A 15,521-nucleotide genomic window follows, 5' to 3' on the forward strand; every position below is an offset into this window, starting at 1 on the left:
TGTCCGAAACGGTAAGGGGAGGTACCGTTTCCGGCCTCCGCGTGCAGCTTCCTGACATGGCTGGCGGGTATCCTCGACGCCCCGGGGGCGCCGGGATATCCCGTCCGGTCGGGCGGTCGCGTCTCAATAGGTCGATGGTTTGTTGACGGTGTCTCAGGATCTGAACTCGGGACGAGCAGATTCTCGCCGCTCTTGACACGGGTTCGAATAGTTGGCGCCTCAACCACATGTCCGTGGATGGCCGGATTTTTTGGCCGGACACGCCGGGTCCAGTGGTTAGGATGGGTCCGACCAGTGCATGCCCTGTGGTACCGGGCGGCGCTAAACATACGGGGGCGAAATGATGGGAATTAGATTTGAAACACCAAGCGCGGCAGAGGCCGACGGGGAGGACGGAGCAGGGACCGATCACGCGGCATATCTGGAGCGCGCCCTGCTCCAGGCCCACGCGCTGATCGAGTCGACCGTCTCCCTGCACCGGACGCGACCGGTGGCGCCGTCCGCGGTGGCGCGCACGCGCGCCACGCTGACCGGGGACACCCTGGAACAGCTGGTCAAGCGGGCGCGGCACTCGGTCTGTGTCGCCCTCACCGACACCGGTGACTTCTCGGAGGCCGTGCTGGCGCTGTTGGCGACGATCCCCGCCCGGGCGGTCGTCCGGGTGCTCTGCACCGCCGAGGCGGTGGGGCCGGTCGTGACCTTATCGGAGCTCCCGGACCGCCGGGTGGAGGTCAGGGTCTCCGAGAGCGACCTCCGGGAGATCCTGGTGGTCGACGGGTCGGTGGCCCTGGTGCGGGCGGCCGGCAGCGCGGGCGACGAGGCGGCCGTCGTGAACGACGTGGCCGCGGTGCGCGCCCTGGAACTGCTCTTCGCCGGAGCCTGGTCGCGCGGCACCCGACTCGCCGACCACCTCCAGCTCAGCCCGCGCCTGCGCACGGAGCTCGCGCGCAACATCCTGGAGCGGCTCCGGGCGGGCAACACCGACGAGATCGCCGCGCGGGAGCTGAACGTCTCCCTGCGGACCTACCGGCGCCACGTCGCGGACATCATGCGCGAGCTCGACGCCAACTCCCGCTTCCAAGCCGGCGTGCGGGCCGTGGAGTTCGGTCTCCTGGCCGAATAGCCGAACAGCGGACCCCGCCCCGGCGTCCGCGAGCAGGACGCCGGGCCCTTCACGGCTGCCCGCGGGCAGCCCCACGCCGACCGGATCGTCAGGAAGAGGGAGACACGCGTGTCCCAAAGGGCAGAGGACGTGATGGAGCGTGCCCTGCTCCAGGTGCGGGAACTGCTGGAGTCGACCGTGGCCATGCACCGCGGCCGCAGCCTCCAGGAGCAGGTCATCAGCGTGCTGGAGAACGACTACGAGGTCGTTCTCGACACCGCGCAACGGTTGATCGAGAGCGCGACCGAGAGCATCGACATCGTCCACGCGAGACTGCTGGGTTCGGACGAGAACCCGGTGCGGACGGAGAGGGGACTGATCTACAGCGCGGCCGAGGGGGTCTCCGTACGGCTGCTCGCCTCACCCGCGCTGCTCGACGAGGAGTTCGTCCGCGAACAACTCGACAGGGACCGGCCGGTGGCGGTGCGGGTGGCCAAGGTGCCCCCGTTGCAGGCGCTGATCGTCGACGGCCGGGCCGCCCTGGTGGTGGCGGAATCGGCGGTCGGCCGACGGGCCTCGGTGATCCGGGTCCCCGAGGTCCTGCACACCCTGCACACCCTGTTCGAGAGCGTGTGGAGCAACGCCGTGCCCGCCGGCGAGCGCATCGTCTTCGGCGACCGGGACCGCGCGGCCCTCGCGCGGCAGATCCTGGGCGCGCTGCAGGACGGCGCCACCGACGAGGTGGCCGCCCGGGAGCTGTCGGTCTCGGTGCGCACCTACCGCCGCTACGTGGCGGAGATCATGGCCCTGCTGGGCGCCAACTCCCGCTTCCAGGCCGGCGTACGGGCGGCGGAGCTGGGGCTGCTGCCCCGGTGAGCGGGATGCGGCCGCCCCGGTGACCGGGGCGCGGCGGGCGGGTCCGCTGGCAACTTCCTGAAAGGGGCGTTGTACGTACACCCGTCCGCCCAGTTGTATGGGCCGTCAGGGACGGGGGGCGCGCCGCACGGCGCGACCCCCCTTCCCCTGGCGGCCGGTCCCCCCACCCGAGCGCCGTCGCCGTACGGGGGGCCGCTGCCCGGATCGTCGGGCCGGCCTCCCGTGCCCCCAGGTGAACGCCCAACGGAAGGCAGGACCATGAACCAGTCGGCGGTCGCTCCCGACGTCCCGGCCCGGGGAACCCACCGGTGGAGGTCCGCCGTGACGCGCTCCGCCCGCCCGGGGGGCGGGCGATGAAGGTCCTGACCCAGGAGCCGCGGATCAGCGGGGTCGGCGTGCTCGACAAGGCGTCCGCGCTGCTGGCCATCGTGGAGGACGGGCCCGCCACGCTGGCGGAGCTGGTCACCATCAGCGGCCTGACCAGGCCGACGGCGCACCGGATCGCGCAGGCGCTGGAGCGCCTCGACCTGCTCACCCGGGACCACTGCGGCCGCTACCTGCTCGGCACCCGGCTGGGCAACATCGCCGTGGAAGTGAAGCGGGACCGCCTCGTGGGGGCCGCCCTGCCGGTCCTCACGGACCTGGCGGCCCTGACCGGGCTCGACGCGAGGATCTTCCGGAAGCGGGGAGAACAGCAGGTCTGCGTCGCCACCTCGGTGGACCCCTTCTGCCTCACGGACTGCCTCCCCGTCGGCACCGCCCGACCGGCCAAGGCGGGTGCGGCCTCGCAGGTGCTGCTCGCCTGGGAGGAGCCGGAAGAGCTGTACGAGGGCCTGCGCGGTGCCCGGTTCACCGCGGCCCAGCTCGCCCTGGTGCGCCGCCGGGGCTGGGCGCACGGCCCCGATGCGGCGGTGCCGGAAGCGGTCTCGATCGCCGTGCCCGTGCGCGCCGACGAGAACCTGGTGGTGTGCGCGCTGGTCCTGACCGGCAAGCGACCCCGGATGCCCATCGAACCCAACCGGGCCCTGCTGGGCGCGGTGATCGACGCGGCCTCCCGGCTCTGCGACGCGGCGGCGAGGACCCGGGCGCCGGGGATGCGGCGGCCGATCGCCCACGCGGGCGCGGTTGTTGGCAGCTAGTTGTCAGGCGTCACCTCGGGTGCGGCGGGCGTGATCGACTCGATCGTGGGGCACCGGTGCCCCACGGAGCGGAGGGGCCGGACATGGCGCGGCTCAACGCGTTCGACGTCGGCGGCATCGAGGTCGTCGCCGTGGTGGAAGAAGGAGGTCCATGAGCGTGAACACCGCCACCGGACCGGGTGCGGGAGCAGCCGTACGCGGGGCCGGGGCCCTCGCGGCTGGACCGGCGGAACCCGAAGGCCGGAGCGGGAACGAGGACCGGGACTGGGTCGAGCGCGCCGCGGGCGCGCCGAGGTTGCTGTTCGTGGAGAACCGGGTGCGGGAAGGGGATCGGGCCGGCGAGCCGGACGGCTTCCGCAGCGATGCGGTCACGCAGGTGCTCATGGGCAACTCCGTCGTGCTCTTCCTGGTGCAGGAGGGAGTGGTGCTGGCGGTGCCCGGCCGGGACACCGACATCGACCGGTTCCAGCGCGAGGGCGGACTGCTGGCCGCCGACCGGTTCTCCCTGGAGGAACACGGCCTCGCCGAGGACGCGCTCCGGCGCGGGACGCGGATCACCGGCATGGACGAGGTGGCCGGCTGGATCCTCGACCCGTCCGTGCGCGTGCTGTGGCACTGACGCGCCCGGCCGGTGGGGGAGCGGGTACGGGCCCCCACCGGCCGGGCGGAGGGGTCACGCGCAGCCGCGCTGCCAGTTCCAGCCGATGAAGGTGCTCTTCAGCTCCACGTCGAAGGTGCAGGTCGAGGTCCCGTCGCCGTTCAGCTTCACGTACGAGTGGTGGGAGTTCGCGTAGGTGTTGCCGGACAGGTCGAAGATGCCCTTGTAGGTGAAGTCCGCGTGCGCCGCGTAGGACGCGGCGGCGGCGCCCTGCGTGCTCGACGACTTCAGGGACCAGCCCGCGTTCCACGGCTCGCGGTTCCACTCCTGGCGGGCCGTGCTGGCGGCGCCCGTGACCTGGCCGTTCGCCGCGTCCCAGGTGGAGTTCGTGTACAGGCCGGTCATCCGGATGTTGCAGCAGTCGAACATCTCGTTCCAGCTGCGGACCGTGCGGGTGGTGGCGGCGGAGCCGGCGGCCGCGGCGTTCGCCCCCGCGGTCTTCGCCCCCTCGGCCCGCCGGCCCGCGGCCGGTACGTAGCGGACCTCGCCCAGCACCGGCTCGCAGTCCGCGCCGATCGTGACCTGTTGCTGCACGGCCATGCCGGCGGGCGGCAGGGGCAGCGACCCGGACAGCTTCACGCCCTCGCACTTCCGGTCGGCCGGGGCCGGGGCCGAGGCGTCGGCAGGAGCCGCGACGGCGGCGGGGCCCATGAGGGCCAGCAGACCGACCGAGGCTGTGACGACGGTTGCGATGCGCATTCTTAATTCCCCTTGTTCTTCAACGAGTTCCTCGGTCCGTGAGCTTAACCACGGTTATTCGACGGAAGGCGGGACGCTCCGATGTTGGCAGGAAGATGGCACTGAGCTGGCACATCGTCAGATGGCGTAGCCGTGGCACCTTCATGCCAATTCCCTTGGGCGACCTTCCGGTGCGGTGCCAGAGTTTCGCGCAGAGCCGCCGTTCGGATGGCGAATGGCGATCCGGCGTGAGGTGGGGGATTCCTCGTGGGTCGTATTCCGGCGCGATCGGCCGCCGTAGCCGAGCGGGCGGACGCGGGCAGTTCTCTGCTCGCCCGACTGTGCCTGGACGACCCGGAGTTCGAGGTCCGCATGGGCGATGCGCTGGCCGGTGCGGAGAAGAGGCTCCGGGACTGTGCCACGGACGCCCCGGACCCCAGGATCGCCGACCTCACCGGGCACCTCGCCGCCGCCGGGGGCAAGCGCATGCGTCCGGTGCTCGTGCTGCTCGGCGCCGAGTTCGGCGACCCGTGGCGGGACGGCGTGACGGACGCGGCCGTCATCGCCGAACTGGTCCACCTCTCCTCGCTCTACCACGACGACGTCATGGACGGGGCCGAGACCCGGCACGGCGTGCCCAGCGCCAACGTGCGCTGGGGCAGCCGGGCCGCGGTGCTCGGCGGGGACTGGCTGCTGGCGCGCTCCGCGCAGCTCGCCGCCGGACTCGGCCCGCAGGCCCTGCGGCTGAACGCGCGCACCGCCGGCCGACTCGTGGCGGGCCAGCTGCGCGAGCTCACGGGACCCGCGCCGGACGAGGACCCGGTCGGCCACTACTTCGAGGTGGTCGCGGGGAAGACGGCCGCCCTGATGGCGATGGCCCTGGGCATCGGCGCGCTCCAGGCCGGCGCGCCCGAGCCGTACGTACGGGCCCTGACCTCCTACGGGGAGCACCTCGGCGCCGCCTTCCAGATAGCCGACGACCTGCTGGACCTGGCCGCCCCGGCCGACGCCACCGGCAAGGAGCGGGGCAAGGACCTGCTCGCGGGGGTCGCGAGCCTGCCGGTCCTGCTCGCCCTCGCGGACCGGAGCCCGCAGAACGAGGAACTCCGGGTGCTGCTGGCCGCCGGCCCGGTGACCGAACCGGCCGCACACCGCCGGGCCCTGGAGCTGTTCGCCACCGCGTCCGCCACGGCCGGGGCCGCGGCGATCATGCACCAACGGCTGGCGTTCGCCCGGGACGCGCTCGGCGTCCTGCCCCGGTGCACGGCACGCCGTGCGCTGGACGCGCTGTGCGATTTCGTCGCCTTTCGCACCACATGACAAGGACAGGGGTAGGCCATGACGATGCAGGAGAGGGTCGGCGAGCTCACGCGGATCCGTGACGAGGTCCTGGACGGCGGGGCGCAGGCCACCGCGGCGCAGCACGGCAGGGGGAAACTGACCGCGCGCGAACGCCTCGCCCTCCTCTTCGACGAGGGCTCCTTCACCGAGATCGAGCAGCTGCGGCGCCACCGCGCCACCGGCTTCGGCCTGGAGGCCAAGCGGCCCCACACGGACGGCGTGGTCACCGGGTGGGGGACGGTCGAGGGCCGTACGGTCTTCGCCTTCGCCCACGACTTCCGGATCTTCGGCGGAGCGCTGGGCGAGGCCCACGCCGCCAAGATCCACAAGGTGATGGACCTCGCCCTCGCGGCGGGGGCGCCGCTGGTCTCGCTGAACGACGGCGCGGGGGCCCGTATCCAGGAGGGCGTCAGCGCGCTCGCCGGCTACGGCGGGATCTTCCAGCGCAACACCCGCGCCTCGGGAGTCATCCCGCAGATCTCCGTGATGCTCGGCCCCTGCGCGGGCGGCGCCGCCTACAGCCCCGCGCTGACCGACTTCGTCTTCATGGTCCGCGACACCTCGCAGATGTTCATCACCGGACCGGACGTGGTGAAGGCGGTGACCGGCGAGGAGATCACCCAGAACGGCCTCGGCGGCGCCGACGTCCACGCGGAGGTCTCCGGCGTCGCGCACTTCGCGTACGACGACGAGGAGAGCTGCATCGCCGAGGTGCGCTACCTGCTCTCGATGCTGCCCGCGAACAACAAGGAGATGCCGCCCGGCGCGCCCGTCGACGACCCGGCCGGGCGGCGCTGCGACCGGCTGCTCGACCTGGTGCCGCTGGACGGCAGCCGCCCGTACGACATGCGGGGGGTGATCGGTGAACTGGTCGACCACGGCGAGTACATGGAGGTCCACGAGCGCTGGGCCACCAGCGTCATCACGGCGCTGGCCCGGCTCGGCGGCCAGGTCGTCGGCATCGTCGCCAACCAGCCGCAGTCCTTCGCCGGGGTGCTCGACATCCGGGCGTCGGAGAAGGCCGCACGGTTCGTGCAGATGTGCGACTCCTTCAACATCCCGCTGGTCACCCTCGTCGACGTGCCCGGCTTCCTGCCCGGCGTCGACCAGGAACACGGCGGGATCATCCGGCACGGCGCCAAACTGCTCTACGCCTACTGCAACGCCACGGTGCCGCGGGTCCAGGTGATCCTGCGCAAGGCCTACGGCGGCGCCTACATCGTCATGGACTCCCGCTCCATCGGCTGCGACCTCTCCCTCGCCTGGCCCTCCAACGAGATCGCCGTCATGGGGGCCGAAGGCGCGGCCAACGTCGTCTTCCGGCGCCGGATCCAGGCGGCCGACGACCCCGACGCGACGCGCGCGCAGTTGGTCAAGGAGTACCGGGCCGAGCTGATGCACCCTTACTACGCGGCCGAGCGCGGCCTCGTCGACGACGTCATCGACCCGGCCGACACCCGCTCCGCGCTGATCGGGGCGCTCTCCATGCTCCGGGCCAAGCACGCCCCGCTGCCGTCCCGCAAGCACGGCAACCCCCCGATGTGAGGAGACGCGCCATGTCGACGCACGCACTCGACGGACCCCTCGGTCCCACCTTGATCGAGATCATCCGCGGCGCCCCCACCGCCGAGGAGGTCGCCGCGCTCGCGGCGCTCCTCACCACGCTGGCGGCGGCCGTCCCGGAGCCGGAGACCGGGCCCGTGCCCGCCGCCGGCTGGCACCGGACCGAGCGGATCCCGCCCGTCTCCTGGCGGTCCCGAACCTGACGTGGCCGCCCGTCCCCTGGCGGTCCCGGCCCTGACGTGGCAGCTTGCTGCCAGCCGCGTTGCCTCCCCCCGCGCATACCGTGTTAATTCAGTGGAAAGCGGCACGAACGCGCCGCGTGACCTCGGCCGCGGCCGAGTGATGGGGAGGCAGCTCGTGCGTCAGGTGGTGTTCCGGGTCCTGGGTTCCTTGGACATCAGCGCGGACGGGACACCGGTGAACCTCACGGGCGCCCGCCAGCGCACGATCATGTCCATGCTGCTGCTCGCCCCCAACCGGATCGTGTCCGTCGACACCCTCGCGGACGCCGTCTGGGACGGGAACCCGCCCGCCACCGCGCGCAACCAGATCGCCATCTGCGTCTCCGCGCTGCGCAAGACCCTCAAGGCCGCGGCCGGCGTCGAGGACGTCCTGGTCACCAGCCACCCCGGCTACGTCCTCTTCGCCGCCGGACACCGCATCGACGCCGTCGAGTTCGAGGAGCTCGCCGAGCTGGGACGCGAGGCCGCCCGCGGCGGACGGGCCGAAGCGGCCTGCGGCCACTTCGGCGACGCCCTCGCCATGTGGCGCGGCCCGGCGCTGGAGGGCATCACCACCGAACGCGTCGCGGCCGGCGCCGACCGGCTCACGGAGCTGCGCCTGGACGTGTACGAGGAGCACATGGGGCTGCGCCTGCACCTGGGTCACCACCGCGACGTGATCGGCGAGCTGACCGCCTTCGTGCGCGAACACCCGCTGCGGGAGCAGGCCAAGGGGCACCTCATGCTGGCCCACTACCGCTCCGGCCGGCGGGCCGAGGCCCTGGAGACGTACCGCGAGGGCCGGCGGGTGCTCAACGACGAACTCGGCATCGACCCAGGTCCCGGCCTCCAAGAACTCCACGAGCAGGTCCTGGCCGACTCCCCGAAGCTGAACCCGCCCGTCCGGGCCGCCGTCGAGGTCCCCCCGCGCAGCGTTCCGGCCCAACTGCCCTCCGACGTCGCCTCCCACACCGGACGCGGCCCCGAGCTCGTCGCGCTCGACCGACTCCTGGACCACCTCGACGGCCCGTCCCTGCCCGTCGGATCCGTCACGGGCATCGGCGGCGTGGGCAAGACCGCCCTCGCCGTGCACTGGGCCCACCAGGTGGGGGACCGGTTCCCGGACGGCCAGCTCTTCGCCGACCTGCGCGGCTACGACGAGGAGGCGCCGTTGCGCCCCGGGGCCGTACTGGACCGCTTCCTGCGCGCGCTCGGAGTACCGGGAGCGGAGGTCCCCGGCGACCCGAACGAGCGCGCCGCGCTCTTCCGCAGCGTCCTGGACGGCCGCCGGGTGTTGATCCTCCTGGACAACGCCCGTTCCTTCCGGCAGATCCGACCCCTGCTGCCCGGCACCGGCCGCTGCTGCGTCCTGGTCACCAGCCGCGACCCCATGGGCGGCGCCTTGGCCGGCGACTACGCCTTCGTCCCGCTGCACCTGGGCGCCCTGGAGCAGGACGAGGCGATCGCCCTGCTCTCCCGGGTGGCGGGCGACGACCGGCTGTCCGCCGACCCCGCCGGGGCGGCCCGGCTCAGCGCGCTCTGCGACGGGCTGCCGCTCGCCCTGCGCATCGCGGCGGCCCGGCTCGCGGCCAAGCCGCACTGGCCCGTGCGCACCCTGGTCTCCCGGCTGGAGGACCAGCACCGCAGGCTCGACGAACTCAGCCCCGACGAGCGCGGCGTCCGCGCGGGCCTGCGCCTGAGCTACCGCGACCTGCCGGCCGCCACCGCCCGGATGTTCCGGCTGCTCGGCGCGGCGAACCTGCCCGACTTCTCCGCCTGGGCCGGCGCCGCGCTCCTCGACATCGACCTGTTGGACGCCGAGGACCTCATCGAGGAACTCGTCGACGCGCAACTGCTCGTACCGCAGAGCGTCGCCTCCGCCGGCGGCCACGTCCGCTACCGCTTCCAGGCGCTGCCCCGGCTCTTCGCCCGGGAGGTGGCGCTCGCCGAGGAGGCGGCCGAGGAACTGCGCGCCGCGACCCGGCGGGTGGCCGGTGCCTGGCTGGGGCTCGCGGTGGCCGCCCACCGCAAGGTGTACGGGGGCGACTACACCGTCATCCACGGCCCGGCGGAGCCGCACGCGCTTCCGGACCACCTCGTGGAGAGCCTGCTGGTCGACCCCATGGAATGGTTCGAGTCCGAACGCGCCACGATCACCGCCCTGGTGGACCAGACGGCCCGGGACGGCGAGTCGGCGTACGCGTGGGACATCGCGGTGACCGGGGTGACGCTCTTCCAGAACCACAACCACCTGGAGGACTGGCGCCACTGCGCGGAGCGCGCGCTCGCGGTCGCCCGCACGAGCGGCGACCGGCTGGGCGAGGCCGTGATGCTGCACTCGCTGGGAACGCTCGACATCGTCGAATGGGACTACGCGTCCGCCATCGAGCACCTCGGCCTGGCGCTGCTCCTGTTCGAGGAGCAGCGCCAGGATCGAGGACGTGCCCTGGTGCTCAGGAACCTGGCGCTGTGCGAACGCCACCGCCGCGATCTGAAGGCGGCACGAGAGCTGGGACACCAGTCGCTGGAGATCTTCCGAGCCGTCGGTGACCACTATGCGGAGGCACACGTACTGGGGCTTTTGGCCCAGATAGAACTGGAGGGAGGACAACCTCAGACGAGCCTGGTGCTGTCCTCGGAGGCGGTCGCCCGGAGCAGGGGATTGGGCACGGTCCGGGGCGAGGCACAGGGGACCGTGCGGCTCGCCGAGGCGCTGATCCACCAGGGCGACGGGCCCCGGGCGGAGGAAGCCTCCCGGCGCGCCCTGGAGCTGGTGCGGGGCAGTGGCGACCGCCGCGGCGAGACCCACGCGTTGCGGACGCTGGGCGAGTCGCTGTGGCGGCAAGGGCGGTACGAGGAAGCCGAGGCGGTCCTGGGCGAGGCCCAGTTCACCGCGACGAGCGTGCCGGACCGGTACCTGGAGGCGCGGGCCGGGGCCGCACTCGGTTGCGTGCGCGGCCTGCTGGGCGACCGGGCCGGCGCCGCGGGGTCCTTCAAGTCCGCGGGTGATCTGTTCGCCCAGGTCGGAGCACCGGCCTGGCAGGCCCGGACCGAACGCCTGCTGCAACTGCTGGGCACCGGCGAACGGATGGAGTCGGGAGAGCTGTTCGCCCTGATCCAGCCCTGATCCGGCCGGACCGTGGGGGGAGGGGGACGCGGTCAGGTCCAGGGATCGTCGGAGCCGGGGGCGGCGGGGTGACGGAGGCAGGGGAGCCACGGGTTCGACATGGTCACCCGAGCCGGGGGATGAGGCGCTGCATGAGGTCCTCCTGAGATCTGCGTGACGCGTCTTCGGTCGCTGCGGACCGTGTCGTCTCGTCCTGGGGTACGGACAGGAACCTACCGACGACGCTTTTCCCGGCGGTTTCGTATCGCTTTCGCGCGCACGAAACGGATCCGATGCAGCCGGGTAAGCACCGCGCCCTAGCGTGCCGCGGCAGGTGGCGCGCGGCTGGAGCGGGCCCGCGGCAGGCGGAGGACGTCATGCACTTCACGGTCCTTGGAACCGTGTCGGCCCAAGTGGAAGGCCATGTGGTGGCACTGGACGGCAGTAAGCAGCGCACCGTGCTCGCCGCCCTGCTGCTGGCCCGAGGCAGGGTCATGACGGACGAGCGGCTCACCACGCTCCTGTGGGGCTGGGAGCCACCGGCCAGCAGCACCAACCAGCTCTACACGTACGTGTCCCGGCTGCGGACCCGCCTCGGCGTCCGCAACGGCCTGGAGCGGGTCGGCTCCGGCTACCGGATGGACATCGGGGACGCCGACTTCGACTGGGACACCTTCCGGCGACTCGCCGACACCGGCCGGGCGGACCTGGCGGCGGGACGGTACGAGGACGCCGAGAGCGGCCTGGCCGCCGCCCTCGCGCTGTGGCGCGGACCGGCCCTGACGGACGTCACCGCCCAGTTGACGGCGGCCGAGGGGCCCCGCATGGAAGAGGCCCGCCTCGGCGCACTGGAGGACCACACCGAGGCCGCCCTCGCCCTGGGCCGGCATGCGGACACGGTCCCCACCCTGACCCGGCAGGTCAACCGGCACGCCCTACGGGAACGGCTGCGCGGACAGTTGATGACCGCGCTGTTCCGCTGCGGCCGTCAGGCCGACGCACTGGCCGTCTACGAAGAGGGGCGGCGCGTCCTGGCCGAGGAACTCGGCATCGACCCGGGGCCCGAACTGCGCACACTGCGCCAGAGCGTCCTCACGGGCACCGTCCCCGCGCCGCGGGCCCTCGGGTACACGAACGCCGTCCTACCGCTGCGGCCCCCCGTCGGTCCGCCGGCCGGTCGGGGCGGATGGCCGGACCCGGTGCCCGCGCTGCTGCCCGCCGCGCCCGGTGACTTCACCGGCCGGGAGGAGGAGACCGCCGAGATCCTCGCGGCCCTGCGCACGGGCCGGGACGCCGTCGTCACCGGGGCGCCCGGCATCGGCAAGACGGCGCTGGCCCTGCGTGCGGCGGAGCTGTGCCGCGGCGCCTTTCCGGACGGCCAGCTCTACGCCGACCTGCGCACCCCCGCCGGCGCCGCCCGCACCCCGTACGAAGTGCTCGGCTGGTTCCTGCGTGCCCTGGGCACCGAACCCGCCAGGCTGCCCGACGGTCTCGACGAGCGCGTACAGCTCTACCGGACGCTGCTCTCGGGGCGTCGCGTGCTCGTCGTACTCGACGACGCGGACGACGACGACCAGGTGCGTCCGCTGCTGCCGGGCGGGGACAGCCGCACCGTCGTCACCGGCACCCGCCCACCACTGGCCTCGCTCGCGGGGACCCGGCTGCTGCGCCCCGCCCCCTTGACGGCCCCGCAGGCATTGGCGCTGCTGGCATCGGTGGAGGGAGCGGGCCGCATCGCGCGGGACCCGCGATCGGGCGCGCGGATCGCCGAGTTCTGCGACCGGCTTCCGCTGGCCCTGCGCATCGCGGGTGCGCGGCTCGCCGCCCGTCCCCAGTGGACGGCCGCCCACCTCGCGGCCCGGCTGGAGCCCGAAGGACGCAGGCTGGACGAGCTCCGGCTGGGCAGCCTGGACGTGCGGGCCGCCCTCACCAGGGCCGTCGACCGGCTGCCGCCCGATGTCCGCGGAGCCTTCGGCGCCCTGGTGGGAACGGGCCGCACGCGGGTGACGGTCGTCGAGGTGGCCGGCTCGCTGGGGACCGGAACCGAGGAGGCCGAGGCACTGCTGGACCACCTGACCGACGCGTGCCTGCTGGAAGGGTGGAGCGTCGCCGGTGATCCCTGGTCGCACTACCGCTGCACGCCGCTGGTCCGGCTGCTCGTGCGGGAGCGCAGCCGTCCCGCGCTCGTCGCCTGAGGCCGCTCGGCCCCGTGAACTCAGCCGCAGCCCCCCGCGTGGCCCGCGTCGAGGCTGTACAGCTCGGCGGGGACGCGGGAATCCTGGGCATCGGACATGAGCGCGGTGAGCTTCTCGACGTAGTCCGCGAGCAGGGCGGCCCAGGGCGCGGCGCTGTCGCGCAGCAGGATCTCGTGATGCCTCGACGCCCGCTGTTCGATCTCCGTCAGGAAACTCAGCACGTCGGGCGCCTTGAGCGGGGTGATCTCGCTTTCGAACATCTCTGCTCCCGTGTCACCAGGACCTCAGACGGGTCCCGCACGGACACAGGTTCGGAGCCACCGATAGCCGAAAACATGCGTGGTTCTGTACCGCGGGGTCCGGCCCCGGAAGGCCCGGTACAGATTCCGTACAGACGGCCGCGGCGGCCGCCGCGGGCGACGGCTGCATGAAGCTGCCACGTTCCACCGACCTCGCGCGAGATCGGCCTAGGGTGGCCCGCGACCTACCGAGGGAGCACCTTCATGACCCGACTGGCCGACGGCGCGATCGACGACATATCCCTGACGCTCATCATCCTCGCGACCGCGGCGGTCCTGGCGGGCATCGTCTTCGGTGTGTCGACGGCCTCCCGCCGGTTGCTCGGCATCAGGGTCGGCCCCGTGCGCGCCTTCTGTGCCGGACTGACGGGGGTGGCGACCCTGGCCGTCCTCGAACAGGTGATGGGCGACACCCAGGACGGGAGCGCGCTCTCCACCATCCAGATTCCGCTGGCCCTCCTCGCCGCGATGGCCGTCCTCGTGTTCGTCGAGGTGTTCCTCCCGTACGGCAGCTGGTCGAGGCCGCTGCAGGCGCTGCGCGGGATGGGCGACCGGATGCGCCGTGCACGCCGCTACTCCCAGGTCAGCCGCATCTTCATGCGGCACGGCCTGAGCCGGATGCTGCGGGGTCGGGTGGCCTGGGAACGGGCGCTGCGGCCGGGCGAGTTCGGCGAGCGGTCGGCCCGGTCCGCCCGGCTGGCGCTGGAGGAATGCGGCGGAGCACTCATCAAGATCGGGCAACTGATGTCCACCCGGCGGGACCTGCTGCCCCCGCACTTCATCGACGAACTGAGCCGACTGCAGAGCAACGTGCCCCCCGCGCCGTGGCCCGAGGTGGAGGCGGTCCTCCACAAGGAACTCGGCAAGCCGGTCGCCGACGTGTTCGAGTGGATCGAGCACAAGCCGCTGGCCGCCGCCTCGATCGCCCAGGTGCACAAGGCCCGACTGCTGGGCGGCCCGACCGTGGTCGTCAAGGTGCAGCGGCCCGGCATCCGGGAGACGGTCGAGCGCGACCTCGACATCGTCATGGCCATCAGCCGGAGCCTGGAGAGCCGGACGCGTGCGGCGCAGACCTTCGGCTTGCGCGAGTTGGGCGACGGGTTCGCCGCATCGGTGCGCGAGGAGCTGGACTTCCGCATCGAGGCCCGCAATTCGAGCGCCGTGGCCTCGGCCAGCGGGGGGTTGGAGCCCGATGCGCCCGTACGCATCCCGCGGGTGTACTACGAGCACACCTCGGCCCGGGTCCTGGTGCAGGAATGGCTGGAGGGAGTGACCCTGGACCGGGCCGGACCGGTCGCCGACCGGGCGGGTCTGGACCGGGAGGAGCTCGCCCGGACCGCCTTCACCGCCGTCCTCCACCAGATCCTGCGCGTGGGCGTCTTCCACGCGGACCCCCACCCGGGCAACATGCTGCTGCTGGAGGACGGGCGGATCGGACTGCTCGACTTCGGCTCCGTGGGCCGCACCGACCCCTCGATCCGGCTCGCGATCCAGGAGCTGCTGGTGGCCGTGGACCGCGGGGACCCCGCGGGACTGCACGACGCGCTGCTCATGCTGTTGGGGACGCGGGCCACCACCCACGAGGACCTGATGCCCGACCCCGCCCTGTTGGAGCGGGAGCTGGGCCGGTTCATGGCCCGCCACCTGGGAGTGGGCGCGCAGCCGGACACCGAGATGTTCACGGCGCTCTTCCGGATGCTCTCCCGGTTCGGCCTGGCCGTTCCGCCCGAGGTCGCGGCCGTCTTCCGCGCGCTCGCCACGATCGAGGGCACGCTCACCCAACTCGCCCCCGGATTCAACCTCCTGGACGAGGCCCGGGGATTCGCCGTCGCGATGCTCATGGACCGCCTCACGTTCGGCGCGGCCAAGGGCAGGGCGAAGGGCAGGGCGAAGCCGGGAACGGGGGATCGGGAGGGCGAGGGGGGCCGGGGCCCCGGGGGCTACGGCGTCCCCGACCTCTCGGCCCTGGCCCACGGCGCGGCCCAGGAGGTGCTCTCCGTACTGCCGATGCTCCGCCGGCTGCCCCGCAGGGCCGAGCGCATCAGCGCCTCACTGGAGGAGGGCCGGCTCGGGGTGCGGGTCCGCGTGCTCGCCGACGAACGGGAGCGGCGCTTCGTCTCGGGTCTCATCCACCAGATGACGGTCACCCTGCTGGCCGCCTGCACCGGGCTGATGGGCGTGGTGCTGGTGGTGTTCGGCACCGACCGGGGACCCCGCCTGACCGGGAAGCTCGAACTCTTCCCGCTCCTCGGCTACCACACGCTCACGGTGAGCGCGATCCTGATGCTGAGAGCGCTGTACACGGCGATGCGCCGTCCCACCTGACCGGTGCGACGGGCGGCC

General features: G+C 72.8%; 12 protein-coding genes. 10 read left to right on the plus strand and 2 right to left on the minus strand.

Annotated elements, in window-relative coordinates; genetic code table 11:
* Positions 1–340: 340 nt before the first annotated feature.
* From ACIBEA_RS21970 to ACIBEA_RS21985, 4 genes are all read left to right on the plus strand, one after another.
* Entirely contained in the window at positions 341–1,123 is a 783-nt protein-coding gene (locus ACIBEA_RS21970; RefSeq protein WP_399263344.1) for a DNA-binding response regulator, read from the plus strand.
* A 108-nt stretch (positions 1,124–1,231) separates the two neighbouring features.
* On the plus strand, positions 1,232–1,978 hold the full coding sequence (locus tag ACIBEA_RS21975) for a TrmB family transcriptional regulator sugar-binding domain-containing protein (RefSeq protein WP_399263346.1): 747 nt from the start codon (positions 1,232–1,234) through the stop codon (positions 1,976–1,978).
* Positions 1,979–2,331: 353 nt separating this feature from the next.
* Entirely contained in the window at positions 2,332–3,117 is a 786-nt protein-coding gene (locus tag ACIBEA_RS21980) for an IclR family transcriptional regulator (RefSeq protein WP_399263349.1), read from the plus strand.
* A 151-nt stretch (positions 3,118–3,268) separates the two neighbouring features.
* Complete coding sequence (locus tag ACIBEA_RS21985; protein ID WP_399263351.1) at positions 3,269–3,736, plus strand: hypothetical protein; 468 nt, start codon at positions 3,269–3,271, stop codon at positions 3,734–3,736.
* A 54-nt stretch (positions 3,737–3,790) separates the two neighbouring features.
* On the opposite strand, the gene ACIBEA_RS21990 is transcribed toward ACIBEA_RS21985, so the two are convergent.
* Positions 3,791–4,474 carry a hypothetical protein gene (locus tag ACIBEA_RS21990; RefSeq protein ID WP_399263353.1) on the minus strand — a complete coding sequence of 228 codons (684 nt, stop codon included), beginning with the start codon at positions 4,472–4,474 and terminating at the stop codon, positions 3,791–3,793.
* Between the two features lie 246 nt (positions 4,475–4,720).
* Between ACIBEA_RS21990 and ACIBEA_RS21995 the strand changes: the two genes are divergently transcribed.
* From ACIBEA_RS21995 to ACIBEA_RS22015, 5 genes are all read left to right on the plus strand, one after another.
* Positions 4,721–5,773 carry a polyprenyl synthetase family protein gene (locus tag ACIBEA_RS21995; RefSeq protein ID WP_399263355.1) on the plus strand — a complete coding sequence of 351 codons (1,053 nt, stop codon included), beginning with the start codon at positions 4,721–4,723 and terminating at the stop codon, positions 5,771–5,773.
* A 24-nt stretch (positions 5,774–5,797) separates the two neighbouring features.
* Positions 5,798–7,339, plus strand: coding sequence for an acyl-CoA carboxylase subunit beta (locus tag ACIBEA_RS22000; protein WP_399263463.1), 1,542 nt, complete (start codon positions 5,798–5,800; stop codon positions 7,337–7,339).
* Between the two features lie 11 nt (positions 7,340–7,350).
* Positions 7,351–7,560 (plus strand): acyl-CoA carboxylase epsilon subunit, encoded by a 210-nt coding sequence (locus ACIBEA_RS22005; RefSeq protein ID WP_399263357.1) that lies wholly within the window; start codon positions 7,351–7,353, stop codon positions 7,558–7,560.
* A gap of 154 nt (positions 7,561–7,714) precedes the next feature.
* Positions 7,715–10,705, plus strand: a complete 2,991-nt coding sequence (locus ACIBEA_RS22010; protein WP_399263359.1) for an AfsR/SARP family transcriptional regulator — start codon at positions 7,715–7,717, stop codon at positions 10,703–10,705.
* Positions 10,706–11,061: 356 nt separating this feature from the next.
* On the plus strand, positions 11,062–12,879 hold the full coding sequence (locus ACIBEA_RS22015; RefSeq protein ID WP_399263361.1) for a BTAD domain-containing putative transcriptional regulator: 1,818 nt from the start codon (positions 11,062–11,064) through the stop codon (positions 12,877–12,879).
* 20 nt (positions 12,880–12,899) lie between these two features.
* On the opposite strand, the gene ACIBEA_RS22020 is transcribed toward ACIBEA_RS22015, so the two are convergent.
* Positions 12,900–13,139, minus strand: a complete 240-nt coding sequence (locus ACIBEA_RS22020) for a DUF6269 family protein (RefSeq protein WP_399263363.1) — start codon at positions 13,137–13,139, stop codon at positions 12,900–12,902.
* A gap of 243 nt (positions 13,140–13,382) precedes the next feature.
* Here ACIBEA_RS22020 and ACIBEA_RS22025 point away from each other — a divergent pair, with 243 nt between their 5' ends.
* Positions 13,383–15,503, plus strand: coding sequence for an ABC1 kinase family protein (locus ACIBEA_RS22025; RefSeq protein ID WP_399263365.1), 2,121 nt, complete (start codon positions 13,383–13,385; stop codon positions 15,501–15,503).
* The last annotated feature ends 18 nt before the right edge of the window (positions 15,504–15,521 follow it).

The sequence above is a fragment of the Streptomyces sp. NPDC051555 genome (genome assembly GCF_044454405.1).
Classification (GTDB): Bacteria; Actinomycetota; Actinomycetes; order Streptomycetales; family Streptomycetaceae; genus Streptomyces.

What these genes read in the sequence shown, in the direction of transcription:
- ACIBEA_RS21970 (WP_399263344.1), top strand. Translation starts at nt 341, where the DNA reads ATGATGGGAATTAGATTTGAAACACCAAGCGCGGCAGAGGCCGACGGG.
- ACIBEA_RS21980 (WP_399263349.1), top strand. Translation starts at nt 2,332, where the DNA reads ATGAAGGTCCTGACCCAGGAGCCGCGGATCAGCGGGGTCGGCGTGCTC.
- ACIBEA_RS21985 (WP_399263351.1), top strand. Translation starts at nt 3,269, where the DNA reads ATGAGCGTGAACACCGCCACCGGACCGGGTGCGGGAGCAGCCGTACGC.
- ACIBEA_RS21990 (WP_399263353.1), bottom strand. Translation starts at nt 4,474, where the DNA reads ATGCGCATCGCAACCGTCGTCACAGCCTCGGTCGGTCTGCTGGCCCTC.
- ACIBEA_RS22000 (WP_399263463.1), top strand. Translation starts at nt 5,798, where the DNA reads ATGCAGGAGAGGGTCGGCGAGCTCACGCGGATCCGTGACGAGGTCCTG.
- ACIBEA_RS22005 (WP_399263357.1), top strand. Translation starts at nt 7,351, where the DNA reads ATGTCGACGCACGCACTCGACGGACCCCTCGGTCCCACCTTGATCGAG.
- ACIBEA_RS22015 (WP_399263361.1), top strand. Translation starts at nt 11,062, where the DNA reads ATGCACTTCACGGTCCTTGGAACCGTGTCGGCCCAAGTGGAAGGCCAT.
- ACIBEA_RS22020 (WP_399263363.1), bottom strand. Translation starts at nt 13,139, where the DNA reads ATGTTCGAAAGCGAGATCACCCCGCTCAAGGCGCCCGACGTGCTGAGT.
- ACIBEA_RS22025 (WP_399263365.1), top strand. Translation starts at nt 13,383, where the DNA reads ATGACCCGACTGGCCGACGGCGCGATCGACGACATATCCCTGACGCTC.